The sequence below is a fragment of the Saccharopolyspora cebuensis genome (assembly GCF_039542665.1).
Lineage (GTDB): Bacteria > Actinomycetota > Actinomycetes > Mycobacteriales > Pseudonocardiaceae > Saccharopolyspora > Saccharopolyspora cebuensis.
The window spans coordinates 541,407-567,590 of the sequence record NZ_BAABII010000004.1 but is presented as its reverse complement, the minus strand read 5'-3'; the positions used below and the strand labels follow the sequence as shown (position 1 = coordinate 567,590).

The window sequence follows — 26,184 nt, the reverse complement described above, 5'->3', positions numbered from 1 at the left end:
ACGCCTCCCACGAAGAAACCTGAACGGATGCCCAGGTTTCATCCTAGCTCAGCCGCCGGGCAGCTCCTCGGCGTCGTCGCGGCGCTTCTTCCGCTCCAGCTTCCGCTGCTTCTTCTCCAGCTTCTTGCGCTGCTCGGCCACGTCGTCACCGGAGATCATCCCGGCCACCAGCACGAGCGCCCAGATGCCGGAGGGGATGAGCGGCCAGAAGAAGTTCAGCCCACCCGAGGCGATCGAGGTGAACAGCCAGATGCCGACCAGCACGACGGTGACCGAGGCCCACTCGCGCCACTCCTTGTCCCGCTTGCGCTTGGCCACCTCCTTCGCCTGCTCGTCGAGGGCGGGTTCGGCGGACGGTTCGGGCGCCGGCGCGGGCAGGTCGGAGGTGATCGGCGCCAGCTCGCCGAGGGTCACCGCGGCGTAGGCCTGCCGCAGCCGCTCGTCGTACTCGGTGAGCGTCAGCCGCCCCTCGTCGAGCGCGACGCGCAGCCGCTCGGCGCTGCGTTCCCGGTCGCGGTCGGACGCCCGCGTCGAATCCGTCATCGCACACCCCCGGTGACAAGAACAGCTACCAGCGCCGGTCCGGGCGGCGCCCGGTCAGGAGGACGCCCACGATACCCAGCGATCACGGGCGACCGGCCCCGTTCGGCGCAGGCCGGCGAGCGGAGCGGGGATCACGTGGCGAAGATCGCACCTCCGGTGCGCCGCGGCGCGGGATCGATCCGGCCCGAGGCGCGGCGGGAGCGGGCGGGGCGACCGGGGCGCGGGATTCCGGCGCGTCCAGCAGGGACAACCCGCGCGACCCCGGACGACACGCCGGTGCGGACCCGGTCCCACGATCGGACCAGGTGACGCTCCCTCCGGGAAAATCGGGCGTTCGCCCAACTAGTTTTTCGTCCAGCGGCATCGCAGAATCACGCACTGTTCTCGACACGAAGCCGCGCCCCGATGGTTACCAACGAGTAACAGGGCGTACGCTCCCCAAACGGACAACGTCTCGAACTGGAGGCCGCGAGCATGGGAGCCCTGCAGCTCGTCCTGGGCCTGATCTGCCTCGCCGTGACGGTGGTCGCGGTGGTGATGGTCGTCAGGACCGTCCGGCGGATGGTGTCGTCCATCCGCCTCGGCCAACCCGATCCGACGAGGGGCGGGCCGTTCGGCGCCCGGTTCGGGAACATGGTCAAGGAGATCCTCGGCCACACCAAGATGCTCAAGTGGGGGCACGTCGGGGTCGCCCACTGGTTCGTCATGGTCGGCTTCGGACTGCTGAGCCTGAGCGTGCTGGAGGCCTACGGCGAGGTCGCCAACCCCGAGTTCGAGTTCTGGTTCCTCGGCGGGTTCGGCCCGTGGAACCTGGCCATCGAGCTGATCGGGTTCGCGACCCTGGTCGCCGGGATCTGGCTGGTGGTGGTGCGCCAGCTCAACCACCCGCGCCGGGCCGGGCGGGTCTCGCGGTTCCAGGGCTCCAACTTCTGGCAGGCCTACTTCGTCGAGGCGGTGGTGATCCTCGAAGGCGTCGGGATCATCGGGCTGCGGGCGTTCAAGGAGTCCAGCGGGCTGTTCCACGCGCCGGTGTGGTCGGCGCCGCTGACCCACGCGCTCGGCGCCGTGCTGCCGGCCAGCACCGCCGCGATCACGCTGTTCGCCGCGTTCAAGATCCTGTCCGCGATGATCTGGGTGATCGTGATCGCGCGGAACATCACGATGGGCGTGGCCTGGCACCGGTTCACCGCGTTCTTCAACATCTACTTCAAGCGCGAGCTGGGCGACGCCCCGGCGCTGGGCGCGGTGAAGCCGATGACCAGCGGGGGCAAGCCGCTGGACTTCGAGGAGGCCGACCCGGACACCGACGTCTTCGGCGCCGGGCAGGTCGAGGACTTCTCCTGGAAGGGCTGGCTGGACTTCACCACCTGCACCGAGTGCGGTCGCTGCCAGTCGCAGTGCCCGGCGTGGAACACCGGCAAGCCGCTCTCGCCGAAGCTGGTCATCACCTCGCTGCGCGACCACGCCTACGCCAAGGCCCCCTACCTGCTGGCCGGCGGCAAGAAGGACATGGCGGGCGACGAGGTCGGCATCACCGGTGACGGCGCCGAGGACAAGCTCGCCGGGATCGACGCGCTGGCGCTGGCCGAGTCGGACCGCCCGCTGGTCGGCGGCCCCGAGGAGATGGGCGTCATCGACCCCGAGGTGCTGTGGTCCTGCACGAGCTGCGGCGCCTGCGTCGAGCAGTGCCCGGTGGACATCGAGCACGTCGACCACATCATCGACATGCGCCGCTACCAGGTGATGATCGAGTCGAACTTCCCGACCGAGCTCGGCGGGATGTTCAAGAACCTGGAGAACAAGGGCAACCCGTGGGGACAGAACGCCAAGGACCGGCTGGCCTGGACCGAGGACCTGGACTTCGAGGTGCCGGTGTTCGACGGCGAGCTCGCCGACGACGTCGAGTACGTGTTCTGGGTCGGCTGCGCCGGGGCGTTCGAGGACCGCGCGAAGAAGACCACCCGCGCCGTCGCCGAGCTGCTGCACATGGCCGGGGTCAAGTACGTGGTGCTGGGCTCCGAGGAGACCTGCACCGGTGACCCGGCCCGGCGCGCGGGCAACGAGTTCGTCTTCCAGATGCTCGCGCAGCAGAACGTCGAGGTGCTCAACGGCGTCTTCGAGGGCCGCGAGCCCGGCAAGCGCAAGATCGTCGCCACCTGCGCGCACTGCTTCAACAGCCTGGCCAACGAGTACTCGCAGCTCGGCGGGGACTTCGAGGTCGTGCACCACACCCAGCTGCTGAACAAGCTGGTGCGGGAGAAGCGGCTGACCCCGGTGGCCCCGGTCGCCGAGGACGTCACCTACCACGACCCGTGCTTCCTGGGCCGCCACAACAAGGTCTACACGCCGCCGCGCGACCTGGTCGGTGCCGCGGGCGCCAACTTCCGGGAGATGCCCCGGCACGCGGACCGCTCGATGTGCTGCGGCGCAGGCGGGGCGCGGATGTGGATGGAGGAGCGCATCGGCAAGCGGATCAACCTGGACCGCGTCGACGAGGCGCTGGGCACCGCCCCGCAGAAGATCGCGACCGGCTGCCCGTTCTGCAAGGTGATGCTCTCCGACGGGCTCACCACGCGGCAGAGCGACAAGGTCGCCTCGGAGAACGTCGAGGTCGTCGACGTCGCGCAGTTGCTGCTCAACGCCGTCAAGCGCGGCGAGAGCACCGACGCCCCGGCCACGTCCGGGAGCTGACCGACCGAGCGAGCGGGCCCCTCCGGTGCGCACCGGAGGGGCCCGCTCCTTCTCACCGGGCACGCTCCGGGAACGACCGAGGGGCGGGTCCGGCCGGACCCGCCCCTCGTCCCGCGCTAGCTCAGCCGTCGAAGGAGATCGAGCTGCCCAGCCCGGCCCAGAAGTCGTACTCGTTCTGAGCGCTCTGCTCGATGTCGTTGCCGATGCCGTTGGCCTCGGCCTCCTGGACGGCGACGTCGCCGTCGTTGCCGATGACGTAGATGTCGGCGAAGGCGGCGGGGGCGGCGAGGGCGCCGAAGCCCAGCGTCAGGGTCGCGACGGCGGCGGCCTTGGCGAGGTTCGAGGACTTCATTCGGGGATCCACTCCATTTCGACTTCGTGAGCGGCGGCCGTTGTGACCGCCGCGTCCAGTCCTAGAGGCCGACGGGGTCCGAGCGCTGCCCCTGAGATCCACGATCACACCGACCGGTGACACCGAGTCGATCTTCAGAGTGTCACTCGATCTTGTAAAACCACGCTTCGTGATCAGAATCGGCGGGACTCCTGGGCGTATGAAAATCCCGAATCACCTTCGCCGGACCCGGGGCGGGTGTCATCCGGTCACGGCCGCGAAGAAGGCGCGGACGTCCGCGGTGAACAGCTCCGGGACCTCCGCGGCCGGGAAGGTGCCACCGCGGTCGTGCTCGGTCCACCGGACCACGTTGTTGATCCGCTCGGCGAACGGCCGCACCGGGCGCAGCACGTCGTGCGGGAACACCGCGACCCCGTGCGGCACCGCACCGGTCGCCAGCTCCGCCAGCACGCCTTCGCGCTCGGCGTGCTCGGCGTCGTCCGGCGTCTCCACGAACGACCGGGCCGCCGAGTTGGTGGTGCCGGTGAACCAGTAGAGCAGCGCGTGGGTGAGCACCAGGTCGGCCGCCAGCGGGGTGCGCGGATCGGTCCACTCCCGGAAGACCCCGCTGAACCAGCCGAGCAGGCCCGCCGGCGAGTCGGCCAGCGCGTAGGCGAGGGCCTGCGGCTTGGTGGACTGGATCAGCTTGTAGCCGTAGAGCTCGTCGGTGTAGCGCTGCCAGCCCGCCATCCGCTCCTGGTCGGCCGCCGAGAGCCCGGCGAGCTCCTCGGGATCGCCGGAGGGAAAGGTGATCATGCCGTTGGTGTGCACCCCGACCACCGAATCCGGCGCCACCAGCGCCAGCTCCCGGCTGATCCAGGTCCCCCAGTCACCGCCCTGCGCCCCGTAGCGGCGGTAACCCAGCCGCGCCATCAGCTCCACCCAGGTCTCGGCGATCCGGCGGGAACCCCAGCCGAACTCCCGGGTCGGTCCGGACAGGCCGTAGCCGGGCGGCGACGGGATCACCAGGTGGAACGCGGGGCCGTCGTCCTCGGGCTCGGTCAGCGGCGCGATCACGTCCAGGTACTCGGCGGGGGAGCTGGGCCAGCCGTGCGTGACGATCAGCGGCAGCGCGTCCGGCCGCGAGGAGCGCACGTGCAGGAAGTGCACCCGCTGGCCGTCGATCTCGGTGGTGAACTGCGGGAACGCGCGCAACCGCGCCTCCTGCGCGCGCCAGTCGTAGCGGTGCAGCGCGTGCTCGACGAGGTCGCGGACGTGGGCCAACGGCGGCCCGTACCGCCAGTCGCCCCCGTGATCGCCACCGGGCACGTCGTCGGGCCAGCGAACCCGGGCGAGCCGGGCCCGCAGGTCGTCGAGCTGCTCCTGCGGGATGTCGAGGTGGAACGGGGTGATGGCCATGCGCGCTCCTTCCGTACAACGTACGGTACTTCCTACGCGCGAAGCCCCGGATTTGTTCCCGCCCCCGAACAGCAATCGAGGGGCGCCCGACCCGGACACCCCTCGACCACAACCCCGTGCAGTTCTCAGCGACTCAAGGCCCGCGAGACGGAACCCCCGTCAGGCAAGCGGCAAAGCCGCTTCCAGCCCACGCACGCGCCGATCGGCACCCCCGTCAGGCAAGCGGCAAAGCCGCTTCCGCCTTGCCCCACCCTCGCAACTCGCACCGCCGCGGGTTCTCAGCGGCCTTCTCGCGAGGACAGCGCCGACGCCGTGTACGTGCTGGTACATCAGGAGGCGATCCCGCAGCGAGAAGGCCGCTGAGGTTCCGCTACCCGCACCGCAAAGCAGAGCGAGCCGCGTCCCAGGAGCACAACCCTCAAGTACCGATTTCCTCCAGGGTTTTGCCCTTCGTCTCCTTCAGGTACCGCAGCACGAACACCAGGGAGAGCAGGGCGAACCCGGCGTAGAGGAAGTAGGTCACGGGCAGGTTCCAGTCGCGCATGGACGGGAAGCTCACCGTCACCAGCCAGTTCGCGATCCAGTTCGTCGCGGTGCCCAGGGCGAGCGCGGCGGCCCGGATGCGCACCGGGAACATCTCGCCGAGCAGCACCCACATCACCACGCCCCAGGAGGAGGCGAAGAACAGCACGAAGGCGCTCGCCGACACCAGCGCCACGGCGCCCCAGACGAACGGGAGCTGCGCGTCCTCGCCGACGACCTCGGCGAAGCTGAACGCCCAGCCGGTGATCGCCAGCGACACCGCCATGCCGATCGAGCCGATCACCAGCAGCGGTTTGCGGCCGATCTTGTCGACCAGGGCGATGGCCACGAGGGTGCCGATGATGTTGACGATCGAGGTGAACAGGCTCAGCAGCAGCGAGCTGCTCTCGTCGACGCCGACCGAGCTCCACAGCGACGAGGAGTAGTAGAAGATGACGTTGATCCCGACGAACTGCTGCAACGCGGCGATCGCCATGCCGACCCAGACGATCGGCAGCAGCCCGAACCGGCCGCGCAGGTCGCTGAGCCGGGGCTTGCGCTCGCCGCCGAGGGCGGCCTGGATCTCGGCGACCTTGGCGCCCGCGTCACCGGAGTCGATGCGGGTCAGCACGCTGCGCGCCTCGGCCAGCCGACCGGCGGCCACCAGGTAGCGCGGCGATTCGGGGATGCGCGAGGCCACCACGAGGTAGACGATCGCGGGGATCGCGGCGGCGGCGAGCATCCACTGCCACGCCTGGAGCGGCCCGATCATCCCGGAGGCGCTGCCCCCGGCGCCGGCGGCCAGCCCGTAGTTCACCAGTTGCGACAGGGCGATGCCCAGCACGATCGCCAACTGCTGCAACGAGGCCAGCCGCCCCCGGTAGGCCGCGGGTGCGACCTCGGCGATGTAGGCGGGGGCGATCACCGAGGCGATGCCGATGGCGACACCGCCGACGACCCGCCAAGCGGCGAGGTCCCAGATCGCGAAGGGCAGCGCCGAGCCGATGGCGCTGACGATGAACAGGACGGCGGCGAGCTGCATGACGCGGATGCGCCCGACCCGGTCGGCCAGGCCGCCCGCGATCCCGGCGCCGACCGCCGAGCCCAGCAGGGCGGAGGAGACGGTGAGGCCGGTCAGGGCGGGGCCGACACCGAAGTGCTGCTGGATCGCGTCCACGCCGCCGTTGATGACGGAGGTGTCGTAGCCGAAGAGGAATCCGCCGAGCGCCGCGGCGCAGGCGATCATCACGACGTGCCCGAAGTGCTCGGTGGCAGCTCCCGAGGCACGCGACTGGGTTGCGGACATCGCGTTCTCCTGCTGCCCGCACGTCGACCCGCCACGGTGCGGGATCGTTCTAGAACGTCGGGCTTGAGGGATCGTAAGTTCTGAACCCCTTCTTTGCTGACACGATCCAGCGTGAAGTAGCTCACCGTAACCGAAACTCGGCCACTTGGGCCTTTTCGCCCCGCCGAACAGATGAGTTTCAGATCACTTGCACGCCGGAACGTGCACGCACAGTTACCGCCGGGTGTCGGCGCGCGAGAAGTTGATGTAGGCCCGCGACGGGGTCGGACCGCGCTGCCCCTGGTACCGCGAACCGGCCCGCTTCGAGCCGTACGGGTGGTCGGCGGGGCTGGACAGCCGGAACAGGCAGAGCTGGCCGATCTTCATCCCGGGCCACAGCGTGATCGGCAGGTTGGCGACGTTGGACAGCTCCAGCGTGATGTGCCCGGTGAACCCCGGGTCGATGAAGCCCGCGGTGGAGTGCGTCAGCAGCCCGAGCCGCCCGAGCGAGGACTTGCCCTCCAACCGGCCCGCGAGGTCCTCCGGCAGCCGGACCTCCTCGAAGGTCGCGCCCAGCACGAACTCCCCGGGGTGCAGCACGAACGGAACGTCGTCCGGCGTCTCGACCAGCGAGGTCAGCTCATCCTGCTGCTGCGACGGGTCGATGTGGGTGTACTTCGTGTTGTCGAAGACCCGGAAGAACCGGTCCAGCCGAACGTCGATGCTCGACGGCTGGATCATCGCCGCGTCGAACGGATCGACGTGCAGGCGCCCCTCGTCGAGCTCTTTGCGCAGGTCCCGGTCACTCAGCAGCACGGCGCCACCCTATCCGCACCCCGTCGACGATCGACGACGCCCACCGTGCTAAGCTCGATCACATCGCGACAGCGATGCGCGGATGTAGTTCAATGGTAGAACATCAGCTTCCCAAGCTGAATACGCGGGTTCGATTCCCGTCATCCGCTCAGCAGACGAAGGCCCAGCCCGGAGCGCAGTTCCGGCCTGGGCCTTCGGTGTTTCTGGGCCTCCGATGTTTCTGCGCCTTCGGTGTTCCTGCGCCTTCGGTGTATCTGCGCTGTGCCGTGCGGAATCGCCAGGCCGGCCCGCGAGTGCTGAAGTCCCGCGACGTGGGCGCTACGACTCGGTGGCGCGGGCTGCTCGGTTGGCCCTGCGGGTGGCGAGGAGGGCCGCGGCCAGGACGGCGGTGAAGCCGCCGCCGGGGACGATCAGGGCGAGCGGGTAGGTCTCGCCGAGGGCGAGCTGGGCCGCGATGAGCGCGGTGGTCACCGCTGCGGTGGTGTAGCCGGTGCGGGCGGCGGCGAGCATCCACGGGGCGGCTGCTCGGTGCCCGGCCCACCAGGCGGTGTCGGAGGCCATCGTCGCCTTGGTGCGGATGCCGATCGCGTGGTTGCGGCGGAGGGTGCCCGCCAGCGTCTGGTTCCGGACGGTGTGCGTGACGGCCGCGAGGCACAGCAGTCCGATGGCCAGGCCGATGAATCCGCTGATGGCTTCCACGACGTCCATCATCCCCGCCACAGTTGCGCGCAGGTGGGCAGTTCGGCCGGAGCCGTGGTCTCGCCGAGGAGTCCGGTGAGCTGGGCTAGGGACTGGCGGGTCACCGCGAGGTCGCCGCCGGGGACGGAGCAGAGCTCGCGGCGCACCGCGGTCGGGTCGAGGATGGCGAACTGGGGGCCGGGGCGGTAGCCGGGGAAGTCGTCGGCGGTTCCGCTGGTCGGCACGTGGCGCATCGCGGTGAGGTGGTGGTCGCCGGAGTGCAGGACGTAGCCCGGGAAGCGGTCCCGCACGGTGCCGTCCGCCGCCCGCACCGTGATCATCTCGGCGGGCAGCCACATCTGGTTCATGGAGAACGCGAAGGACGCGGGCGTGAACAGCGCGACGAAGGCGAGGCCGAGCAGCACCAGGCCGGAGAGCTGGCCCACGATCGCCGACAGCACGACGCGTCCGGCGGTCCGGCGGCGCAGCGCCGCCGCGGCGTAGGCGGCGCAGGGCAGCACGATCCACGGCGCCATCTGCATCGGCAGCAGCAGCACGACGATCGCCACGCCGAAACCCAGGGTCAGCGCCGCCGTTCCCGGGTCCTCGCGCCGCAGCGTCCAGTCCAGCACCCGGATCATCGCGAAGAACAGCAGCACCGGCACCAGCACCGTCGTGGCGTCGAGCGCGATCGCCGGGATGTTCAGGGTGGTGAGCAGGATCCGCACGGCGGCCGGATCGTGCCCCGCCACCAGCAGGATCCGGATCACCACCACGACCACCGGGATGACGGCGACGACCAGCGCCGCGGTGCCGTCCGCGCTCGCCCGCCGCGCGGCGGTGAGGGCGCGTTCCGCGAACTGGCTCAGCGAGGGCTCGGGGGCCGCCATGTCGGAACCTTACGGCTCCGATCCCCCGCGCCGGGGCGGTTTTTCACGCGGGGTCGACGAGCTCGTGGTGCCGCACGGTCGTCGTAGCAGTGGTGCAGGAGTCCCTTCCACCGCTGGTGATCCGGCGATCCCCCGGTGCGGTCGGTGAGGCTCCGCCAGCGCACCAGGTACCGGCCCGGCTCCTCGGCGCAGTGCCGGAGAGCCCGAGGAAACCCGGTGCTGCCGCGATGGTCCGCTCGAACTCCTGCCGCACGTGCGGCACCGCTGTTCCGAGGATCATGCCCCGGTGAGCAGCATCCCGAGGGCCGCGGCGGCGAGCCCGGCCGCCGCGGTGCCGAGCACGTTGAGCACCGCGAGCAGCCGGGCGCGTTCGGCGAACAACCGGACCGTCTCGTAGCCGAAGGTGCTGAACGTGGTGAGCGCCCCGCAGAAACCCGTGCCGAGCAGCGGGAACACCGGCCACGACGTGCCGACCAGCGCACCCAGCAGCAGCGAGCCGAGCACGTTCGCCGCGAGGGTGCCCAGCGGGAATCCGGTGGAGTGGCGCTGCACCCACCGGTCCAGGAGGAACCGCGCGCTCGCGCCCACCGCGCCGCCGAGCGCGACCAGCAGGACCGTCATCCGTACCGGACCACTTCCACCTCGTCGAGCAGGACCAGACCGCCCGCGGCCACGTCGTCGAGCTGCGGCAGGAAGTCCCGGACGCGCTGCTCCTCGTCGACGATCACGACCGAGATGGGCAGGTCCTCGCTGAGCGCCAGCACCCGCGTGGTGTGGATCGTCGAGGACGCGCCGAAGCCCTCGACCCCCCGGTACACCGACGCCCCCGCCAACCCGGCGCCGCGGGCCCGCAGCACGATCTCGTGGTAGGCCGGGTGGTGCCGGTAAGTGTCGCTCTCGCCGAGCACCACGGTCAGGCGCAGCGCCCGTCCGCTCAACCGCATGGTCACCTCCGTCGCAGCGATTCGGCCACCGAGCGGCTGCCCAGCAGCCCGAGGAGCACCGCGCCCAGGCAGGCGAACACCGAACCCACCAGGTACAGCGCGGCGAGGGCGGGTGCGCGCTCGGCGAGCCCGAGCCCCTCGACCACGTAGGTCGACAGGGTGGTGAACCCGCCGAGCACGCCGATCCCGACGAACGGCCGGACCAGCCGGTGCGCCTGCACGAGCTCGGTGATGACGTACATCAGCACCCCGATGGCCAGGCAGCCCGCGACGTTGGTCAGCAGCGTCGCCCACGGGAAACCGCGGTGCGGCAGCAGCACCGAGATCCCGTGCCGCAGCACGGCGCCGAGCGCGCCGCCGAGCGCGACGACGCCCAGCACGTCCCAGGGAACCGGTCGGATGGCGCACCTCCTCGAAACGCTGCCACTACACCACCGCGGGCATCTCCACGCGAGGTCGCCGCACCGCGGCGGTGCCCAGGTCACCGTAGTCTGGGAGCGTCGAACAGGAGTCCCGCACCATGGCCACCGAACCCGTCCCGATGCGGCTGGAGCACCTGGCCGGCGTCCTCGAACTGGGCAACCGCGTCTTCGACGTCTCCGCCATGCCGTACACGTCGTGGTCGCTGTCCAGCGTGGCGGTGCACCTGGACGCCCAGCCGGACTCGTGCTGGGTCGCCGAGCACGACGGGCGCGTGGTCGCCTTCGTGCTCGGGTCGCTGTCCTACGACGAGCGGGAGGACTGGGGTTACGTCGAGTGGATCGGCGTCGACCCGGAGCACCAGGGCGAGGGCTTGGCCCGCGCCCTGCTGGAGGCGTCCTGCCAGGCGCTGTTCGCGGCGGGCGCGACCCGGGTCATCACCGACGTCGAGAAGGACAACGAATCCTCGGCGAAGCTGATGCGGCGCAGCGGGTTCACCGACAGCGTGACCGTGACGCTGTTCATCCGGCACGCCCCCGAGCCCGGCCCGCCGCGCCCACCGCGGGTGCGGGAGGACCCGGCGAAGGCCAGGCTGCACGCCGCGGCCCGGAAGCGGCACCGCCAGGGCTAACCCCGGCGGTGGTCGGCGTTGGCGACGATCGCGGCGCGGACGAACTCCGCCAGGCCCGGCTCGATGGCCTCGTAGGTGGCGGTGAACCGCTCGTCGGCCACGTACATCTCGCCCAGGCCCCGGTGGATCTCGTAGGTGCAGTCGTAGCACCAGCGCGTGATCACCTGCCGGTGCTCCTCGGCGAGGTCGAGCACCGCCTCCTCGTCCGGGGCCGCGCCGGAGCGCAGCGCCTCGGCGAGCCGCTCGTGCACCGCGCTCTGCTCCCCGAGGAACCGCCGCCAGTCCTGCTCGCCGTACCCGGCCATCCGCTCCCGCGACTGCCGGTAGGCGTCGCTGCCGCCCCACCGGCGCTCGACCTCGGGCGCGTGGTCGTCCGGGTCGAAGTCGCCGAACAGCGCGAACTTCTCCTCCTGCGTCAGGTTGATGCCCATCGAAACCGCCTCCATCTCCTCGCGCACGGCCGCGGCGATCCGCTGGAGCCGGTCGATCCGCTCCAGCAGCAGCTCGTGCTGCCGCTCCAGGTGCGCGCGTGCACTGCCTTCGGCGAGGACCGCCGCGATGTCGTCGAGGCCGAGGTCCAGCTCCCGGTAGAACAGGACGCGGCGCAGCCGGTCCAGGTCCGCGTCCGAGTAGCTGCGGTACCCCGCGGACGTGCGACCGGAGGGCACCAGCAGCCCCACCTCGTCGTAGTGGTGCAGCGTCCGCACCGTCACGCCGGTCAGCCGGGCCACCTGGCCCACCGTGTAACCCACCGCCCTCACCTCCACGACGCTCAGCCTGCGGCCTCCCGCCACGTGAGGGTCAACCCGAGCCGCCACCACAACCCCCGCAACACGCCGGAGCACCGCCCGTCCAGGTGGGGTTTTTGCAGGTGAGGGGCACCCTGTACCAAGTCACGTGGTACAGGGTGCCCCTCACTCAGCTACCGAACGGGTGAGGCCGCATCGGGCTCGGATCAGCGCGAGTCGAGACCGCCCGCCTTGAGGTGGGTGAGGAATGACCGCCACTGCCCGGCGGTGAACCGGTGGAGGCCGGACCCGGGCGCCTTGCTGTCCCGCACCCACCGACCGTCACCGCCGGAGCCCGCCACCTCGACGCAGTGACCGTTCTGCCCGCTGTAGCTGGACCTGCGAAATCCGTTGCGCGGTGCCCCGCACCGAGGAACGTCTAACTCTCCGTCGCGCACTTTCACACCTCCTTGATGGCCCGCTCAATCATCCTCCGGGAGTCACCCGGTTCGGCAGCCAAGCCCGCAATTCGGCGGAACGTCCGCTCGTAGAGCAGGACTTCGGAGGGGTCTTCGAGGTAATGGCCGCTGCTGAGCAGTTCGTGGTAGACGACGCCGGGGTCACCGACCATGTCAACTGGGAACCGCATCAACGTGAAGGTCCCGCCCTGTTGAGCGGTATGGGCGTTGCCGGACAGCGGTAGGACCTGGAGATCTACGCGTGGCCGTTCCGACATGGCGAGCAACTGCCTGAGTTGGTCCCGCATCACGTCGGAGCTGCCGAGCGTCCGGTACAAGACCGATTCGTCCATGATGGTCCACAGCCGAACAGGTTCTTCAGACCGATCCAGCAGGTCCTGCCGTCTCATCCTCAGTTCGACCCGTTGACCGACCTCATCGTCGGAAAGGTCTGTGTCGGAACGGACCACAGCCTCGGCGTAAGCGCGTGTCTGGAGAAGTCCAGTCACGAGGAGGGCATCGAACGACGACAGCTCGGCCGCACCGGCTTCGAGCCCCAGGAAGAGGTCGAACCACTTCGGAACCGCACCGCTCAGGCCGGTCCACCAGTTGCGTCCCTTCTTCGCCGCGGAAAGCAGGTCACGCATGAAGTCGTGGCGGTCCTGCATCCCGTAGAGCCCAAGCAAGAGTTCCAGATCGCCGTGGGATGGCAGATTCCGAGCGCTCTCCAGGTAGCCGATGTGCTGTTGCGAGCGACCGATGCGCTGTGCGGCGTCCTTCTGCTTCAACCCGGCCTGCTTTCGCAGACGTCGCAACTCCAACGCGATCCAGCGCTTGAGCACGGCAGGACTCGACGGCGTAACCACGCTGCTCACCTTTCGCTGAGGTCCGGGGCACAAGCGTGCCCTACGGCATCGTCCACCGGATCGGATGACCACTTGGCCGTTGACGTTGTGAACACAACATTGTTGTATTCACAGTATTCCATTCACGTACTTCATGGGAGGTGTTCGATGCGATGTGCTGATCAGGTGCCCGAGGCGGCGGAGGCCGCGGTGTTGCGGGCGGTCGTCGAGTGGTTCGTCACCGCTCCGGTCGAGGAGACGCAGCTGCTCGTCAACGCCCACGGCGACGCGACCGCCGAGTCGCGGGTGCGGGTCCGGTGATCGACGTGACCGGAGTGCGCAAGGCCGTCGACCGGGCGGTGGAACCGCTGGTGCGGCGGCTCGTCGAGGCGGGGTTCAGCCCGCTGCCCTGCCCGTGGGCGGGCGGGGACGTGCAGCTCGTGCGGGTGCGCGACGAGGTGGTGATCGCCGTGCTGTCGGAGTACGGCTACGCGACGGTGAGCCGCTACGAAGCGCGCTACGAGCCGTCCGAACCGCTCGTGCACGCCGGGCGGTTGCTGACCAGGGTCGACGACGATCCGGTCAGCGCGCTGCGCGGACTGGTCGCCGGGCTCGGGCCCGCCGGGTCGTGGATGGTCTCCGGCTCGCTCCCGGAGTCCACCTCGTGACCGCCCCCGCCGAAGTGCTGCGCCGCGCCGAGGAGCGCTCCGCCGTCACCGCGTGGTCGGCCGGGCTCGACGCGGAACGCGCCGGGAACCCGGTGCTCGTGCTGCGCCGCGGCGCCCTCGGCCGCTGGCTCGTCGACGACGGCCGCGCGTGGACGATCGGCGACCTGGTGGTGATGCCCACCGCTCCCGGCGGACCGCGGTCCGCCATCGCCCGGGAGAAGCGGCACATCACCTGGGCGTTCGCGACGGCGCTGCACGCCGAGCTCACCGCGCTGGGCGTCCCGGCCTGGCTGACCGACGACGACCGCGCGCACCGGCTGCGCGACCTCCCGCCCGAACTCGCCGACGCCGTCTTCGACCGCGCCACCACCCAGGAGACCACCTCGTGAAGCGCTGGATCGCCGCCGGACTCCTCGCCACCGCCGCGCTCACCGCCTGGGCCGTCCACCGCCGCACCGCCCGACGCCCACCCGAACCGCCGGTCACCCCGCCCGACCCCACCCCGGAACCCGCGGCCGAGCCCGAACCGGTACCGCTCAGCACCACCTACTCCTACGACCCGGCCACCCTGCAACGCATCCTCGACGGCCTCCACCACCTCTGACCAGCGAACCGTGCCCGGACCAACCAGCGCGCCTTGGACGAGCTGCGCCTCCGCTGCGGCGTCACCCGGATGGGAGCTGAGTGAGGGGCACCCTTGCCCAAGTATGTTGGACAAGGGTGCCCCTCACTCAGGTGGCGGTGGGCTCGGGGGCCTGCTGCTCGGGCTGCTCGGGCTGGTCCTCGGTGGTGCGGGTGGCTCGTTGTTCGCGCCAGTAGCTCTTGTTGCCCCACCTGTTCCACTCGGCGTCGAAGTAGCCGATGCCGGTGCCGGTGTCCCGGCTCACCGCGTGCGCGTAGGCGTAGAAGAGGTCGCGCTTCCAGGTCAGCTGCGGGTCGGCGAGGTTGGCCGGGCGGTGTTCGATGTCGTAGCTGACCCAGTGGACGCGGTGGTAGGCGCTGCCGACGACGTCGCGGACCGCCTGGCTGGTGGCGTAGTGGTCGGTGTGGTCGTTCGGGTTGTTCGTCCCGAGGTGGTCGGCGGTGTTGACCCACTGCGGCGGCCGCAGCCGCGCCGCGGACATCTCCTGGTCGACGATCGCGCGGAGCGTGTTCCGGAAGTCGCTCCAGCTCGTGTAGACCGAGGCCGCGTCGCCGTCGACGGCCTGCATCCGGTTGATCCGGCCGTCGCGCAGCTTCACCAGGCTCGCGTGCCCGGTGCGCGGGAACCCGCCGCCGCCGATGTTGCCGTCCGGCAGCCGCAGGCAGTAGACCGCCCACTTCCCCGCGTCGTAGACGGTGACGTTCTTGCCGCCGAACCGCCGCTTCACGCCGGACGGGTCGGCGGCGTGGGCGCGCCCGTGCGCGTCGATCAGGCCCTTCTCGCGGGCCCGCCACCAGTACGCCTCCAGCCCGGCGTCGCCCGCCGTGGTCACCACGTGCACCACCCGCGCGTCCGGCGTGCTCGCGTCGGATCGCAGGAACTCGCCCCGGAACAGCAGCGCGTCGTCCTGGTGCGCGCCGAAGTAGAACCCGATCGAAGAAACCATCGTGCCTCCCCACGGCCGAAATCGGTCACCGACAGGGTGCGGCGGGGGCCGCGCCGGACCGGGGACGCTCGCCGCCCGCTCCTCCGGACCGGTGACAGGGGCAGGCACGACGCTCACCCGGACAGGCAGCGGGTGCGACCAGCTTTTCGAGGCCGATCGGTCCGGACCGGCCTCGACGGCCGCCGCCGGGCGGCATACTTCGCGCATGACGGTGACCATCCCCGGGGAGTTCGCGCTCCTGCTGCACAAGCCCAACGGCGGCCACTACGCCTCCTCCAACTACCTCGGCGCGGCGGAACTGGGCGAACTCGTGCTGCGGCACCGCATCGAGTTCGTCCGCCGGAAGGTCCGGGTCCTCGACGCCTCGCCCGCCGGGGAGCGGTGGATCGACGAAGCGCTGGCCCTGCTGGTCAGGCGCTCCGGTCCGGCCGGTCGGCCGGTGGACGCCGCCCGCTTCGTGCAGTCCCGCCGCACCCGGGTGCAGCACGCGAGCGACCTGGTCCGCGCGGGCCTGATGACCCACCAGCGGGAGAAGGTGCTCGGGCTGTTCCCCGTCGACCGCTTCCACCCGCACCCGGCCGCGCACGCGCAGCTGCTCGCCGAGCTGCGGCACTGCGCCGACGGCGGTCAGCTCACCAACCGGCTCGCGCTGCTCGCCGCGCTGGTGCACGCCACCCGGCTGTCCTGGTCGCTGGGCTTCACCGGTCCGCAGCGCGCCCGCCTCAAGCAGATCTGCCGCGGCGAGCAGCTCGGCACCGCCGTCGAGCACGCCGTCGCCGCCGCCAACGCCGCGATGGCCGGGGGCGCCGTCGTCGCCGCCACCGCCGCCGCGGGCTGAGCGGACCGGGGCGCTGGCCGGTGGGCATAGGATCGCGGGCGTGGACCGCTCAGCCCTGACCGCCACCGTCCGCGGGACCTGGCACGACTCCGTGCTGCCGAGCCTGTCGGACCTGGTGCGCATCCCCGCCGTCTCGCCCGCCTTCGACGCCGACTGGGCGGACACCGGACACCTGGACGCCGCCGTCGAGCACGTGCGGAGCTGGATCGCCGACCGCGAGCTGCCCGGCGTCGAGATCGAGGTGGTGCGGCTGCCCGGGCGCACCCCGCTGCTGCTGGTCGACGTGCCCGCCACCGGCGAGTCCGACGACACCGTGCTGCTCTACGGGCACCTCGACAAGCAGCCCCCGGTCGGCGGCTGGTCCGAGGGACTCGACCCGTGGACCCCGGTCGTCCGCGACGGCAGGCTCTACGGCCGCGGCTCGGTCGACGACGGCTACGCCGGGTACGCCGCCGTCACCGCCCTGGAAGCGGCGCGCGCGCACGGCGGCGAACACGCCCGCTGCGTCGTGCTGCTGGAGACCGGCGAGGAATCCGGCAGCCCCGACCTGCCCGCCTACCTCGACCACCTCGCCGACCGGCTCGGCGCCGTCTCCCTGGTGGTGTGCCTGGACTCCGGCGCCGGGGACTACGAGCGGATGTGGCTGACCACCTCGCTGCGCGGTCTGGTGCAGCTGGAGGTCACCGCCCACGTGCTCGACTCCGGGCAGCACTCCGGCACCGCGGGCGGCATCGTGCCGAGTTCCTTCCGGGTGCTGCGCCGGCTGCTCGACCGCATCGAGGACTCCCGCACCGGCGAGATCCTGCTGCCCGAGCTGCACGGCCCGATCCCGGAGGAGCGCGTCGAGGAGGCCCGCGCGGCGATCGAGGCCGTCCCCGGACTGGTCCGCCGCTCCGTCCCGCTGCCCGAGGGCCTGCGCCCCGAAGCCGACGACGAGGTCGAGCTCGCGCTGAACAACACCTGGCGACCCAGCCTCGCGGTGATCGGCGCCGCCGGGCTGCCCGACCCGGCCGAGGCGGGCAACGTGCTGCGGCCCTCCACCACGCTGATGCTCGGGTTCCGGCTGCCGCCGACCGCCGACGCCGACGCCGCGCTGGCCGCGGTGCGCGAGGTGCTGAGCACCGACGTGCCGCACGGCGCCCGGATCACCTTCGGCCACCAGGAAGCCGGGCCCGGCTGGAACGCCCCGGCCCCGGCGCCGTGGCTGTCCGACGCCCTGGACAGCGCCTCGGCGGACGTCTTCGGCGCGGGCTGGCGGACGATGGGGCTCGGCGGCTCGATCCCGTTCATGGGCCTGCTGCACGCCAAGTACCCGGAGGCGCAGTTCGTGGTCACCGGCGCCCTCGGCCCGGACAGCAACGCCCACGTGCCCGACGAATCGCTGCACCTGGACTTTGCCGCGCGCATCACCGCCTCGGTGGCCTGCGTCCTCGACGCGCACGCCCGGCGCTGACCCCGCGACGGCGGCGGCCCCGCTCGGGCCGCCGCCCGGTCAGGGCTTCCTGAGCTGGTCCAGGCCGCGCACGGCATCGCCGAACAGGCGGGTCAGGACCGCCGCACCGCGCTGGTTCTCCGCGCCCGCGGCGATGATCGCCCGCACCGCCGGATATCCGCGCAGGCCCACTTCGGTCGGCCGTCCCCCGGAGATGAGCGTGTAGACCTCGCGGACCGGGTAGGTGTGCAGGGCGCTGACGTGGTGGGCGAAGTCGGCCGGGCCCGCGAGGAGATCGCCGAGCACGGCCCCGTCGCGCACCGCGAGCTCGATCCAGCCGAGGTAGGTCTCCTCGCCCGGCCACCGGTGCGCCACACCGGGCGAGCTCATCGCCGACTCGTACGGCGGAAGCGGCTCGACGCGCAGCCGCACCACGTCCGGGTGCTCGCTCCACGGGCGCGCCACGCGCTCGGTCAGGAAGGCGTGGAACCCGTCGGCCGCTCCCGCTCGGGGGACGAAGCAGAGCGCGAAGGTCGGCACCGGCGGAGGTCCCTGCACGGCGGGATCGTTGATCCGGTCGACGAGGGTGCGACCACCGCCCGGAGGGGACAGCAGCGCACCGATGCGACCGAGGAAGTGGTGCGCATCGCGGGGGATGACGTCCTTGGGCAGCGGGTGGTCGCCGAAGGCGACCAGGTCGGCCTCGGACAGGAAGAGCCCGTGCGGGATGCCCTGCGGCTGGGCCACCTCCGGTGCGTCGAACGAGAGGCCCTGGACCGCCGGCCAGAGGTCGGGGCGGTTGCCGCCCAGGCGGAGCTGCCGGTACTGCCACAGGCCCGGGGCGCGGGCGAACATGATCCCGTGCACGTCGCGCCAGTAGGTCTCGCACACGGCCCGGGGGAGATCGGCGCGCCACCAGCAGAAGGACGTCAGGGCCAGTTCGGCGGCGTTCTCCAGGCCGACCACGTCCGGCACCTCGACCGATGCGTCCACGGGCCGAGTGTGCCAGCACCGCGGTCGCGAGCGACCTCGCAACACCCGTCCCGGTCGCGCCGTCGGCGCTGGAGGACGCGGGCGCCCGGGCCGGTCAGCTCGCGGGCGGCCCCGCGGCGAACGGCCGGTTACCCGCGAAGGGGCGAGGTGCCACGGGCACCGGTAGCCGTGCCGGGTAGCCGGTGTTCGGCTCCTGGCGGCCCGGCCACCGGGGTGTCCTGGCCAGGCGGTGCTGCTGGTCACCGCCTGGTGGGCGCGGCGGTGGTGGTCAGGCCTTGGGCACCAGGACCCACAGCAGCAGGTAGAGCAGGAACTGCGGTCCCGGCAGCACGCACGAGACCACGAACAGCAGCCGCACGGTGAACGGGCGCATCCCGAACCGGTCGGCGAGCCCGGCGCACACACCGGCGATCCGCTTGCCGTGACGGGGACGTCGAAGGGGCATCCGAGTAGCCATGTCCCCATCGTGCCCGTCCCGCGCGTCCCCGCACCTCGGGGCGAACCCCGAGCGAACCCGGAATCGCAGGTCATACCCCGAACATCGGCAGGCACGGCGACAGGCCGGTGATCGAGAACTCATCGCGGTCCGCCCATTCCGCCCGATCCAGGCGGAACCGCAGCTCCGTGCTCCGCCGCCCGCGCACCACCGCCCGCTGGACGCCGTCCGGCCGGTAGCCCAGCTTGCGCGTCACCGCCAGCGAGGCCGGGTTGTCGTCGTGCGCCCCCGACACCGCCTCCTCGGCGCCGAGCCCGGCGAAGGCCAGGTGCAGCACCGCCCGGCGCATCTCGGTGCCGATGCCCCGCCCCTGGTGCGCCTGGCCCAGCCACGAACCCGTGCTCACCTGCCGCAGCACCGCGAAGTCCTGCGCCTGCACCGCCTGGATCCCGACCGGGCGGCCCTCGACGAACACCGCCAGCGGCAGCACCCACCGCTCGGCGGACCAGTCGGCCAGCGCCCGCCAGTGGTGCTGCAGCACCGAACGCCCCCGCTCGGCGGGCGGCAGGTCGGTCCAGGGGTGCGCGAACGGCATCTGCTCCGGCGGGTGCACGCCCGCCAGCGCGACATCGGCCAGCGCGGCCAGCTCCGCGCCGTCGGGCAGCCGCAGTTCGAGGCGCGGGGTCCGCACCCGCAGCCCCGCCAGCGGCCAGTGATCGGTCAGCACCGGCCCAGCATGACCGACCGCGACCCGGCCGCGCAGCCGGTTTTCCCGCTGCTCGGCGGTCGCGTCGCGCCGGTTGGCGGGATTCCGGCGGCAGGCGGCGTTCTCGCCAGTTCCGGGGCCCGGCGCCGACTCCTAGCGTCCGGGGAGGACCGGCACCACAACCAGGAGACCACCATGATCGTCGTCACGGCCCTCTCGATCGGCGTGCTGTACGTGCTGCTGAACTCGCTCATCCGCGACCCGGACACCAGGCGCCGGTTCAACGCCATCGTGGTCGCCGGGGCCGGGGCCGCCTACCTCAGCGGCGGCGGCCTCGGGCTCTGGGAGTTCGCCTTCACCATCGTCGCGACCTGCTGCGCCTACCGCGGCCTGCGATCCTGGACCTTCATCGGCATCGCCTGGCTCCTGCACACCGCCTGGGACGTGGCGCACCACCTCAGCGGCGACCCGATCGTCCCGTTCGCCGAGCACTCCTCCCTGGGCTGCGCGATCTGCGACCCGGTGATCGCGCTGTGGTGCCTGGCCGGCGGACCCTCGGTCGGCGAACTCCGGGCTCGCTTCAGCCGCCGCGACCCCGCCGCCGACCACCTCCCGGCCTGAGCCCGGCCGGGCTCGGCGAGGAATCCCCGCCTCGGCAAGGGATTCCTCGTTCCGCGTTGCGCAGCGCGGCGGCTCAGTCCGCGGAGTGCTGGTGGTGCTGCCGGCCTGCCTCGCCGGCGTTGGCGGCGATCCGCTGCAGCGCGGCGATGTGCCGGGTCAGCGCAGCGCGGCCGGTTTCGCTGAGGTTGAGCCAGGTGCGCGGCCGCTTGCCGACGTAGCCCTTCTCCACCTCGGCGTACCCGAGCCGGTCCAGCGCACTGACCTGTTTGGACAGTGCCGAGTCGGACAGGCCGACGGAATCCCGGACGTAGCCGAACTCCGCCCAGCGCGTCGCCGCCAGCAGCGACACGATCGACAGCCGCGTCGGGTCCAGCAGTGCGGTGTCCAGCTCATCCATGCGTGCGCCTCCGCAGTCGGGCGCGCAGCGGTTCCCAGCCGAAGATCAGCACCGCCAGCAGCGCCATCCCGATCGTCGTGGGAAACGGCACGTCCGCGGCACGCAGGCCCGCCGCCAGCAGGAGCGCCAGCACCGCCCCCACGGCCAGCCGGGCCACGCGCCCGCCCCAGGAGACGTCCGGAGCCGGCGCGCGCCGGTAGCCCAGCGCCCCACCGAGCCGCCTCGACCGCGAAGCGGCGGTCAGGACCAGCGCGAACGCGGCCAGCCCGCAGTACACCAGCAGGTGCAGATCGCTGCCGAGATCCGCGGACACGCCGAGCGCGAGCGCCAGCACGGCGAGCACCGCGAGCGCCCAGCGCGGCTCGGCACCGCGCCGGGCGGCCGCCTGCTGGTCGCCGACCTGGTGCAGCGCCGCGCGGGCCTCTTCGGGAGTCGGGCTCATCATCGCAGTTCCTCCCTCGCTTGCTTCCTCGTCATGTTGTTGCCCACTGGGAAAGTACACGACCACTTTCCCGGTAGGCAAGTACCTTCCGGGGCGGAACCGCAGGGCGCCGTCGAACGGATCGACACGTGGCGCACCACCGCCTGGCGGGCGGCTGCCGGGGGAACCGGAGGTGGAAGGGCCGCTCGCCCGAGCTGCGGCCCGCCCCCGGACACCAGGGCCGCCCCACCCGCCGCGACCTGGCACCTCGGCCCGGTCCTCGCGCGCACGGCGGCGCCACCACCGCGACGAATCCGCTGGGCGCGGAATTCACCCGGAGCGCAACCGATTCCCGGCGCGCGGTGGCGGCCCTACCGTGGCCGCATGCGCTCACCGATCACCGGCACGGCGGCCGGCGTGCCCTTCACCGCCCTGCCACCGGCCCACGACGGCCCCGCCCCGCTCATCGTCACCTGGCACATGCTGGACGCGCCGAGGTCGGACGCCGCGTTCGCCGCCGCGCTGCCGATGGACGAGCTGCCCGCGTGGCGGGTCCACCTCGGCATGCCGATGTGCGGGGCCCGCATGGTCGACGGCAGCATGGACGCCGGCTGGGAACTGATCCAGCAGGACGTCCTGATGTCGGCGCTGCACCCGTTCGTCCGGCAGGCGACCGAGGAATTCCCCGCGGCGCTGGCGTCGATCCGCGCGCAGCTTCCGGTCGACGACGGGCCGATCGGCGTGCTCGGCGGCTCGCTCGGCGGCGCCGTCGCGCTGCGGGTCCTCGCCGACACCGGGGTCCCGGTCTTCGCCGCCGCCCTCGTCAACGCCGCCATCCGGATCCGGTCCGTCGTCGACCTGTTCCCCGGCGAGTACCCCTACGACGCCGAGTCCGCGGCGGTCGCCGACGGCCTGGACTTCGTCAGCCGGGCGGCGGCCATCGCCGGACGCGCACCGCTGCTGGTCGTCAGCGGCGAGCTGGACCACCCGGCGCTGCGCACCGACGCGTCCGAGCTGGTCGACGCGGTGGGCGACCGGGCCGAACTGCTGACCGTCCCCGGGCTGGCGCATCCGCTCGCCGACGAACCCGGCATCGAACCCGCACCGCAGCTCCCACTCGCCCGCGAAGTCGACGCCGGGCTGACCGCGTGGTTCCGCCGCCACCTCCCCGGCAGCCACCTCCAGGACAGCGACTGAGTTCACCCGTCAGGTACCTGAGTGAGGGGCACCCTTGCCCGAGTAACTGGGATGAGGGTGCCCCTCACCTGGCACCCAGGCCACTCGAACAGGTCACTCGGACAGGTCACTCGAACAGGTCACCCGGGCGTGTGCTCGGGTTCGCCCGAGGCGCCGAACCACTTCGAGAGGTGGGCGCGCAGGTCCCGCTGGTCGTCGCCCACCCACGCCACGTACCCGTCCGGCCGCAGCAGCACGGCGGGCACGTCCGGTTCCGCGCCACCGTCGGCGACGTGGTCGACCCGGTCCGCCCAGCCCGCGACCGACAGCCGACCGGTCCGGTCGAGCAGCAGTCCGCGACCACCGCGCGTCAGCTCGTAGAGCCGCCCGCGCCCCAGCTCCACGTCGCGCATCCGGCGGCCGAGCAGGTGGTGCCCCGGCCCGAAGTCGTAGCGCACCCCGATCGCGGTGATCTTCTCGATCAGGTACCGGTTCACCTCCTCGAACTCCATCAGCTCCGCCACCAGCCGCCGCGCCGCCCGGGGGCCCGGCTCGTCGGACAGCAGCTCCGTCTGCGCCCGGGTGTTGTCCAGCACGGCGGCGGCCACCGGGTGCCGCTCGGCGTGGTAGCTGTCCAGCAGGCCCTCCGGCGCCCAGCCGCCGACCTCGGCCGCCAGCTTCCAGCCGAGGTTGAACGCGTCCTGGAGGCCGAGGTTCAGCCCCTGCCCGCCGGTCGGCGGGTGGACGTGCGCCGCGTCCCCGGCCAGCAGCACCCGACCGCTCCGGTACCGCTCGGCCAGCCGGGTCGCGTCGCCGAAGCGGGACAGCCAGCGCGGCGAGTGCGCCCCGAAGTCGGTGCCCGCGAACGCCCGCAACTGCTGCCGCAGCTCGTCGAAGGTCGGCGCGACCGCGCGGTCCTCGGCCACCCCGTCGGCGGGCACGATGACGCGGTACGCGCCGTCGTCGAGGGGCATCGTGCCGAACCGCTTCTGGGTCTTGCGGACCTCGGCCACCACCTCGTCCAGCGTCTCGCACGGCACGTCCAGCTCCACCTCGCCCAGCAGCGTCTCCACCCGGCTGGGCTCACCGGGGAACGCGACGCCGAGCAGCTTCCGGACCGCGCTGCGACCGCCGTCGCAACCGACCAGGTAGCGGGCGCGCAGCTCGGTGCCGTCCGCCAGCTCGGCGGTCACCCCGTCCTCGTCCTGGGCCAGCCCGACCAGTGCGCGGCCCCGGCGGACCTCGGCGCCGAGCTCGGTGGCGCGCTCGGCCAGCAGGCGCTCGGTGGTGGTCTGCGGGATGGCCAGGACGTAGGAATGCGCGGTGTCCAGCCGTTCCGGCCACGACCTGCCGATCCCGGCGAAGAAACCCCCGGCCACGACCTTCCGGCCGTGCTCCAGGAACCGCCCCAGCAGGCCGCGCTGGTCCATCACCTCGATGCTGCGCACGTGCAGGCCGAGCGCGCGGACCTGCCCGGTCGGCACCGCTTCCCGCTCCAGCACGACCACCCGCACCCCGTGCAGCCGCAGCTCGCTCGCCAGCATCAGGCCGGTCGGCCCGCCGCCGACGACGATCACATCGATCACGCGGATTCCCCCGTTCGACGATTCCGGCCGGACGTCCCCACGATTCCGGCCTCGGACGGCGAATTCTGCGGCACGGCCGGGGTCTTGCCACAAGCCCAGGGGTGCGCTATAAGTTGAAGGTGGCCGGGGGAAGTCCCCGCGCATCGTCCGCTGTGGACGGGTTCGCCCACCGGCGAGGCGGAACCCGCGCCCAGCCGAAAGGTTCCTTGAGGAACTCAAACCCCGCGACTCTGGTTGACCCGCGGTTTCGCAGTTGTCCCACTGACTGACCACTCCGGTGGCGTCTCATCCCGGTGGCACTTCTTCGCATCCGAGGCGCGTGACGGCGTTGCCGCCCAGGCCCGGGGATGATTTTCACACTCGTCGAGTCCGCCCGGCAGCGGTGGCGGGCGGTCGTGCGGCCGACGGAGCCGGTTGGGCACTTCAGTGTTCGGCCCTGCTGGTCACGCGCCTTGTTCAGCTCTGCGGGCCCAGTCCCGCCACGGCCAGCCGGAACAGCCGGTCCGCCCGAGCGGCGGGGTCGGGGCAGTGTTCCGTGGCCAGGACGATGCCGACGATCAGCGTGATCAGGTCTGCGACGGTGATGCCCGTCGCCACCGCACCATCCTGCACGGCGCGGCGCAGCAGCGGATCTGCCGCCTCTTCCAGCGCCGCCGAGCAGGTGTTCTCGTGTGCCGGGTCGGACCCGGCATCGTCGTAGGCCAGTGCGGCCGCCAGTCCTCGGGCGGAGACGCAGTAGGCGACGACGTCACTCAGCCATTCCAGCAGTGCGTTGCGGCTGTCGCCCTCGCCTGCCAGGTCGTGAGCGCGGACGCGCAGGGCCTCGATCCGTTCCCGGGAAACCGCCTCCAACAGTGCGCGGCGAGTGGGGAAGTGGCGGCGCACGGTCGCCGACCCAACCCCCGCGGTGCGGGCGATCTGTTCCAGGGAGGCGTCGACACCATGGGCGGCGACCTCCTCTTCGGCCACGAGGAGGATGCGCGCGTAGTTGCGCCGCGCATCGGCGCGTCGGCGATCGGGCATGGCGTCATCTCCGAGCTTGCTAAGTGGCGGGGCCCGCCGTATTGTATCCCGCCAGAAGCGGCGGGCCCCGCCACTTATCGACGAGCCTGAGGAGCACCATGTCCGCGGATTCCGCGCCCGTCCTGGTCACCGGCGCCACCGGCAAGCAGGGCGGGGCCACCGCCCGCGCCCTGCGCGCGGCGGGCGTTCCCGTCCGCGCCCTGGTGCGTGACCCGGCCACCGGCCGGGCCAAGGCCGTCGAAGCACTCGGGGCCGAATTGGTCACCGGCGATCTCCATGACCGCGACTCGGTGATCCGGGCCGCCGAGGGTGCCCGCGCCGTCTTCTCCGTACAGGTGCCCGCCGTGACCGCGGAAGGCTTCGACTTCGACGGAGAGGTGGCCCAGGGCATCAACCTCATCGAGGCCGCATTGGCCGCCGGGGTGCCGCAGTTCGTGCACACCTCCGTCACCGGCGCCGGCCAGCACACCGAAACCCCCGGCTGGGCCGAAGGTCGCTGGGCTTCGATGGAACTCACCCTGGGCGCCAAGAGCGCGATCCAGGAGCGCCTCCGCGCGGCCGGTTTCCCCCGCTGGACCCTTCTCAAGCCGGGCTTCTTCATGGAGAACTTCCTCCCCTCCATGGCGTTCCTGTTCCCGCGCGGCGTAGCGGGCGGCCTGGTGAGCGTCCTGAACCCCGAGACCCGGCTGTCCCTGGTCGCGGTGGACGACATCGGCAAGGCGGCGGCCGCGGCCATCGCCGAGCCGGAGCGGTTCGACGAGGTCGAACTGGAACTGGCCAGCGACTACCTGTCGATGACGGAGATCGCCGAAGTCCTCTCCCGCGCACTGGGCACGCCACTGCCCGCGCCGGACATGACCGAGCAGGAGGCCCTCGCCGCCGGAATGCCGGCCATGGGCGCTACGCACGAGTGGCTGAACGTGGCCGGCCAACCGGGCCGCCCGCAGTACGCCAGGGACCTCGGCCTCACGCTCACCAGCTTCGAGGAATGGTCGCAGGGGCACATGGGGGCAACCGAAGATCCGGTCCACCCGATCTAGCGGCCCATCACCACATTCCCAGTCCGATGTCCGATTGGACGGACAGGGGACATCGGA

General features: G+C 71.8%; 32 protein-coding genes and 1 tRNA gene. 12 read left to right on the top strand and 21 right to left on the bottom strand.

Going from position 1 to position 26,184, the window contains the following annotated elements; genetic code table 11:
• Window positions 1-48: 48 nt before the first annotated feature.
• Window positions 49-543: a DUF1707 domain-containing protein gene (locus ABD976_RS09375; protein ID WP_345360372.1), complete on the bottom strand. Its 495-nt coding sequence runs from the start codon at window positions 541-543 to the stop codon at window positions 49-51.
• Window positions 544-1,017: 474 nt separating this feature from the next.
• Here ABD976_RS09375 and ABD976_RS09370 point away from each other — a divergent pair, with 474 nt between their 5' ends.
• Complete coding sequence (locus ABD976_RS09370) at window positions 1,018-3,234, top strand: (Fe-S)-binding protein (RefSeq protein ID WP_345360369.1); 2,217 nt, start codon at window positions 1,018-1,020, stop codon at window positions 3,232-3,234.
• 121 nt (window positions 3,235-3,355) lie between these two features.
• On the opposite strand, the gene ABD976_RS09365 is transcribed toward ABD976_RS09370, so the two are convergent.
• The 4 genes from ABD976_RS09365 to dcd all read right to left on the bottom strand — a co-directional run bounded on the left by ABD976_RS09365 (window position 3,356) and on the right by dcd (window position 7,607).
• A complete protein-coding gene (locus tag ABD976_RS09365) occupies window positions 3,356-3,586 on the bottom strand; it encodes a hypothetical protein (RefSeq protein WP_345360366.1) in 231 nt (76 codons plus the stop codon).
• Window positions 3,587-3,826: 240 nt separating this feature from the next.
• Window positions 3,827-4,984 (bottom strand): epoxide hydrolase family protein, encoded by a 1,158-nt coding sequence (locus ABD976_RS09360; protein ID WP_345360363.1) that lies wholly within the window; start codon window positions 4,982-4,984, stop codon window positions 3,827-3,829.
• A gap of 418 nt (window positions 4,985-5,402) precedes the next feature.
• Window positions 5,403-6,812: a sugar porter family MFS transporter gene (locus ABD976_RS09355; protein WP_345360360.1), complete on the bottom strand. Its 1,410-nt coding sequence runs from the start codon at window positions 6,810-6,812 to the stop codon at window positions 5,403-5,405.
• A 213-nt stretch (window positions 6,813-7,025) separates the two neighbouring features.
• On the bottom strand, window positions 7,026-7,607 hold the full coding sequence (gene dcd / locus ABD976_RS09350) for a dCTP deaminase (RefSeq protein ID WP_345360357.1): 582 nt from the start codon (window positions 7,605-7,607) through the stop codon (window positions 7,026-7,028).
• Window positions 7,608-7,685: 78 nt separating this feature from the next.
• On the opposite strand from dcd, the gene ABD976_RS09345 reads away from it, so the two are divergent.
• Window positions 7,686-7,756: transfer RNA gene (locus tag ABD976_RS09345), tRNA-Gly, on the top strand.
• 169 nt (window positions 7,757-7,925) lie between these two features.
• Here ABD976_RS09345 and ABD976_RS09340 read toward each other — a convergent pair.
• From ABD976_RS09340 to ABD976_RS09320, 5 genes are all read right to left on the bottom strand, one after another.
• Entirely contained in the window at window positions 7,926-8,318 is a 393-nt protein-coding gene (locus ABD976_RS09340) for an SdpI family protein (RefSeq protein ID WP_345360354.1), read from the bottom strand.
• Entirely contained in the window at window positions 8,315-9,175 is an 861-nt protein-coding gene (locus ABD976_RS09335) for a hypothetical protein (protein WP_345360351.1), read from the bottom strand. The genes ABD976_RS09340 and ABD976_RS09335 overlap by 4 nt, the downstream gene beginning before the upstream one ends.
• 276 nt (window positions 9,176-9,451) lie before the next feature.
• Complete coding sequence (gene crcB / locus ABD976_RS09330) at window positions 9,452-9,796, bottom strand: fluoride efflux transporter CrcB (RefSeq protein ID WP_345360348.1); 345 nt, start codon at window positions 9,794-9,796, stop codon at window positions 9,452-9,454.
• Window positions 9,793-10,119 (bottom strand): DUF190 domain-containing protein, encoded by a 327-nt coding sequence (locus ABD976_RS09325; RefSeq protein ID WP_345360345.1) that lies wholly within the window; start codon window positions 10,117-10,119, stop codon window positions 9,793-9,795. The genes crcB and ABD976_RS09325 overlap by 4 nt, the downstream gene beginning before the upstream one ends.
• A 2-nt stretch (window positions 10,120-10,121) precedes the next feature.
• Window positions 10,122-10,499, bottom strand: a complete 378-nt coding sequence (locus tag ABD976_RS09320) for a fluoride efflux transporter FluC (protein ID WP_345360342.1) — start codon at window positions 10,497-10,499, stop codon at window positions 10,122-10,124.
• Window positions 10,500-10,639: 140 nt separating this feature from the next.
• Here ABD976_RS09320 and ABD976_RS09315 point away from each other — a divergent pair, with 140 nt between their 5' ends.
• Complete coding sequence (locus ABD976_RS09315) at window positions 10,640-11,170, top strand: GNAT family N-acetyltransferase (protein ID WP_345360339.1); 531 nt, start codon at window positions 10,640-10,642, stop codon at window positions 11,168-11,170.
• Here ABD976_RS09315 and ABD976_RS09310 read toward each other — a convergent pair.
• The 3 genes from ABD976_RS09310 to ABD976_RS09300 form a co-directional block, all read right to left on the bottom strand.
• The gene (locus tag ABD976_RS09310) at window positions 11,167-11,922 is read right to left on the bottom strand and encodes a MerR family transcriptional regulator (protein WP_345360336.1); all 756 of its coding nucleotides are present in this window, start codon (window positions 11,920-11,922) and stop codon (window positions 11,167-11,169) included. The genes ABD976_RS09315 and ABD976_RS09310 overlap by 4 nt on opposite strands.
• 203 nt (window positions 11,923-12,125) lie before the next feature.
• The gene (locus tag ABD976_RS09305) at window positions 12,126-12,356 is read right to left on the bottom strand and encodes a DUF397 domain-containing protein (protein ID WP_345360333.1); all 231 of its coding nucleotides are present in this window, start codon (window positions 12,354-12,356) and stop codon (window positions 12,126-12,128) included.
• Window positions 12,357-12,358: 2 nt separating this feature from the next.
• Window positions 12,359-13,222 carry a helix-turn-helix domain-containing protein gene (locus tag ABD976_RS09300; RefSeq protein WP_345360330.1) on the bottom strand — a complete coding sequence of 288 codons (864 nt, stop codon included), beginning with the start codon at window positions 13,220-13,222 and terminating at the stop codon, window positions 12,359-12,361.
• 147 nt (window positions 13,223-13,369) lie between these two features.
• Here ABD976_RS09300 and ABD976_RS09295 point away from each other — a divergent pair, with 147 nt between their 5' ends.
• The 4 genes from ABD976_RS09295 to ABD976_RS09280 are packed head-to-tail and all read left to right on the top strand — an operon-like array spanning window position 13,370 to window position 14,473.
• Window positions 13,370-13,522 (top strand): hypothetical protein, encoded by a 153-nt coding sequence (locus ABD976_RS09295; RefSeq protein WP_345360327.1) that lies wholly within the window; start codon window positions 13,370-13,372, stop codon window positions 13,520-13,522.
• 5 nt (window positions 13,523-13,527) lie between these two features.
• Window positions 13,528-13,869: a hypothetical protein gene (locus ABD976_RS09290; RefSeq protein WP_345360324.1), complete on the top strand. Its 342-nt coding sequence runs from the start codon at window positions 13,528-13,530 to the stop codon at window positions 13,867-13,869.
• Window positions 13,866-14,258 (top strand): hypothetical protein, encoded by a 393-nt coding sequence (locus ABD976_RS09285; protein WP_345360321.1) that lies wholly within the window; start codon window positions 13,866-13,868, stop codon window positions 14,256-14,258. The genes ABD976_RS09290 and ABD976_RS09285 overlap by 4 nt, the downstream gene beginning before the upstream one ends.
• Complete coding sequence (locus ABD976_RS09280) at window positions 14,255-14,473, top strand: hypothetical protein (RefSeq protein WP_345360318.1); 219 nt, start codon at window positions 14,255-14,257, stop codon at window positions 14,471-14,473. The genes ABD976_RS09285 and ABD976_RS09280 overlap by 4 nt, the downstream gene beginning before the upstream one ends.
• 127 nt (window positions 14,474-14,600) lie before the next feature.
• Here the strand turns inward: ABD976_RS09280 and ABD976_RS09275 are convergent, their stop codons facing one another.
• Window positions 14,601-15,458, bottom strand: a complete 858-nt coding sequence (locus tag ABD976_RS09275; RefSeq protein ID WP_345360315.1) for a PIG-L family deacetylase — start codon at window positions 15,456-15,458, stop codon at window positions 14,601-14,603.
• A gap of 205 nt (window positions 15,459-15,663) precedes the next feature.
• Here ABD976_RS09275 and ABD976_RS09270 point away from each other — a divergent pair, with 205 nt between their 5' ends.
• Window positions 15,664-16,296: a GOLPH3/VPS74 family protein gene (locus ABD976_RS09270; RefSeq protein WP_345360312.1), complete on the top strand. Its 633-nt coding sequence runs from the start codon at window positions 15,664-15,666 to the stop codon at window positions 16,294-16,296.
• A gap of 31 nt (window positions 16,297-16,327) precedes the next feature.
• Entirely contained in the window at window positions 16,328-17,749 is a 1,422-nt protein-coding gene (locus tag ABD976_RS09265) for a M20/M25/M40 family metallo-hydrolase (RefSeq protein ID WP_345360624.1), read from the top strand.
• Between the two features lie 39 nt (window positions 17,750-17,788).
• Here the strand turns inward: ABD976_RS09265 and ABD976_RS09260 are convergent, their stop codons facing one another.
• The 3 genes from ABD976_RS09260 to ABD976_RS09250 form a co-directional block, all read right to left on the bottom strand.
• A complete protein-coding gene (locus ABD976_RS09260; RefSeq protein WP_345360309.1) occupies window positions 17,789-18,721 on the bottom strand; it encodes an ethyl tert-butyl ether degradation protein EthD in 933 nt (310 codons plus the stop codon).
• Window positions 18,722-18,989: 268 nt separating this feature from the next.
• Window positions 18,990-19,178, bottom strand: coding sequence for a PspC domain-containing protein (locus ABD976_RS09255; RefSeq protein ID WP_345360306.1), 189 nt, complete (start codon window positions 19,176-19,178; stop codon window positions 18,990-18,992).
• 70 nt (window positions 19,179-19,248) lie between these two features.
• Window positions 19,249-19,884 carry a GNAT family N-acetyltransferase gene (locus ABD976_RS09250; RefSeq protein WP_345360303.1) on the bottom strand — a complete coding sequence of 212 codons (636 nt, stop codon included), beginning with the start codon at window positions 19,882-19,884 and terminating at the stop codon, window positions 19,249-19,251.
• Window positions 19,885-20,058: 174 nt separating this feature from the next.
• On the opposite strand from ABD976_RS09250, the gene ABD976_RS09245 reads away from it, so the two are divergent.
• Complete coding sequence (locus tag ABD976_RS09245) at window positions 20,059-20,484, top strand: DUF6010 family protein (protein WP_345360300.1); 426 nt, start codon at window positions 20,059-20,061, stop codon at window positions 20,482-20,484.
• A gap of 73 nt (window positions 20,485-20,557) precedes the next feature.
• Here the strand turns inward: ABD976_RS09245 and ABD976_RS09240 are convergent, their stop codons facing one another.
• Window positions 20,558-20,881, bottom strand: coding sequence for a winged helix-turn-helix domain-containing protein (locus tag ABD976_RS09240; protein WP_345360297.1), 324 nt, complete (start codon window positions 20,879-20,881; stop codon window positions 20,558-20,560).
• Window positions 20,874-21,326, bottom strand: a complete 453-nt coding sequence (locus tag ABD976_RS09235) for a hypothetical protein (RefSeq protein WP_345360294.1) — start codon at window positions 21,324-21,326, stop codon at window positions 20,874-20,876. Before ABD976_RS09235 ends, ABD976_RS09240 begins: the two co-directional genes overlap by 8 nt.
• Window positions 21,327-21,686: 360 nt before the next feature.
• Between ABD976_RS09235 and ABD976_RS09230 the strand changes: the two genes are divergently transcribed.
• Complete coding sequence (locus tag ABD976_RS09230) at window positions 21,687-22,499, top strand: alpha/beta hydrolase (protein WP_345360291.1); 813 nt, start codon at window positions 21,687-21,689, stop codon at window positions 22,497-22,499.
• A gap of 119 nt (window positions 22,500-22,618) precedes the next feature.
• Here ABD976_RS09230 and rox read toward each other — a convergent pair whose 3' ends face one another.
• Window positions 22,619-24,064 (bottom strand): rifampin monooxygenase, encoded by a 1,446-nt coding sequence (rox, locus tag ABD976_RS09225; RefSeq protein WP_345360288.1) that lies wholly within the window; start codon window positions 24,062-24,064, stop codon window positions 22,619-22,621.
• Window positions 24,065-24,520: 456 nt separating this feature from the next.
• A complete protein-coding gene (locus ABD976_RS09220) occupies window positions 24,521-25,087 on the bottom strand; it encodes a TetR/AcrR family transcriptional regulator (RefSeq protein WP_345360285.1) in 567 nt (188 codons plus the stop codon).
• 98 nt (window positions 25,088-25,185) lie between these two features.
• Here ABD976_RS09220 and ABD976_RS09215 point away from each other — a divergent pair, with 98 nt between their 5' ends.
• Window positions 25,186-26,127 (top strand): NmrA family NAD(P)-binding protein, encoded by a 942-nt coding sequence (locus tag ABD976_RS09215; RefSeq protein WP_345360282.1) that lies wholly within the window; start codon window positions 25,186-25,188, stop codon window positions 26,125-26,127.
• Window positions 26,128-26,184 lie beyond the last annotated feature (57 nt).

Coding starts and splice junctions, on each gene's coding strand:
- ABD976_RS09275 (WP_345360315.1), bottom strand. CDS start 15,458: ATGGTTTCTTCGATCGGGTTCTACTTCGGCGCGCACCAGGACGACGCG.
- ABD976_RS09245 (WP_345360300.1), top strand. CDS start 20,059: ATGATCGTCGTCACGGCCCTCTCGATCGGCGTGCTGTACGTGCTGCTG.
- ABD976_RS09230 (WP_345360291.1), top strand. CDS start 21,687: ATGCGCTCACCGATCACCGGCACGGCGGCCGGCGTGCCCTTCACCGCC.
- ABD976_RS09355 (WP_345360360.1), bottom strand. CDS start 6,812: ATGTCCGCAACCCAGTCGCGTGCCTCGGGAGCTGCCACCGAGCACTTC.
- ABD976_RS09315 (WP_345360339.1), top strand. CDS start 10,640: ATGGCCACCGAACCCGTCCCGATGCGGCTGGAGCACCTGGCCGGCGTC.
- ABD976_RS09325 (WP_345360345.1), bottom strand. CDS start 10,119: ATGCGGTTGAGCGGACGGGCGCTGCGCCTGACCGTGGTGCTCGGCGAG.
- ABD976_RS09295 (WP_345360327.1), top strand. CDS start 13,370: ATGCGATGTGCTGATCAGGTGCCCGAGGCGGCGGAGGCCGCGGTGTTG.
- ABD976_RS09370 (WP_345360369.1), top strand. CDS start 1,018: ATGGGAGCCCTGCAGCTCGTCCTGGGCCTGATCTGCCTCGCCGTGACG.
- ABD976_RS09360 (WP_345360363.1), bottom strand. CDS start 4,984: ATGGCCATCACCCCGTTCCACCTCGACATCCCGCAGGAGCAGCTCGAC.
- ABD976_RS09340 (WP_345360354.1), bottom strand. CDS start 8,318: ATGATGGACGTCGTGGAAGCCATCAGCGGATTCATCGGCCTGGCCATC.
- ABD976_RS09235 (WP_345360294.1), bottom strand. CDS start 21,326: ATGATGAGCCCGACTCCCGAAGAGGCCCGCGCGGCGCTGCACCAGGTC.
- ABD976_RS09270 (WP_345360312.1), top strand. CDS start 15,664: ATGACGGTGACCATCCCCGGGGAGTTCGCGCTCCTGCTGCACAAGCCC.
- ABD976_RS09240 (WP_345360297.1), bottom strand. CDS start 20,881: ATGGATGAGCTGGACACCGCACTGCTGGACCCGACGCGGCTGTCGATC.
- ABD976_RS09215 (WP_345360282.1), top strand. CDS start 25,186: ATGTCCGCGGATTCCGCGCCCGTCCTGGTCACCGGCGCCACCGGCAAG.
- crcB (WP_345360348.1), bottom strand. CDS start 9,796: ATGACGGTCCTGCTGGTCGCGCTCGGCGGCGCGGTGGGCGCGAGCGCG.
- ABD976_RS09255 (WP_345360306.1), bottom strand. CDS start 19,178: ATGGCTACTCGGATGCCCCTTCGACGTCCCCGTCACGGCAAGCGGATC.
- ABD976_RS09365 (WP_345360366.1), bottom strand. CDS start 3,586: ATGAAGTCCTCGAACCTCGCCAAGGCCGCCGCCGTCGCGACCCTGACG.
- ABD976_RS09220 (WP_345360285.1), bottom strand. CDS start 25,087: ATGCCCGATCGCCGACGCGCCGATGCGCGGCGCAACTACGCGCGCATC.
- ABD976_RS09335 (WP_345360351.1), bottom strand. CDS start 9,175: ATGGCGGCCCCCGAGCCCTCGCTGAGCCAGTTCGCGGAACGCGCCCTC.
- ABD976_RS09375 (WP_345360372.1), bottom strand. CDS start 543: ATGACGGATTCGACGCGGGCGTCCGACCGCGACCGGGAACGCAGCGCC.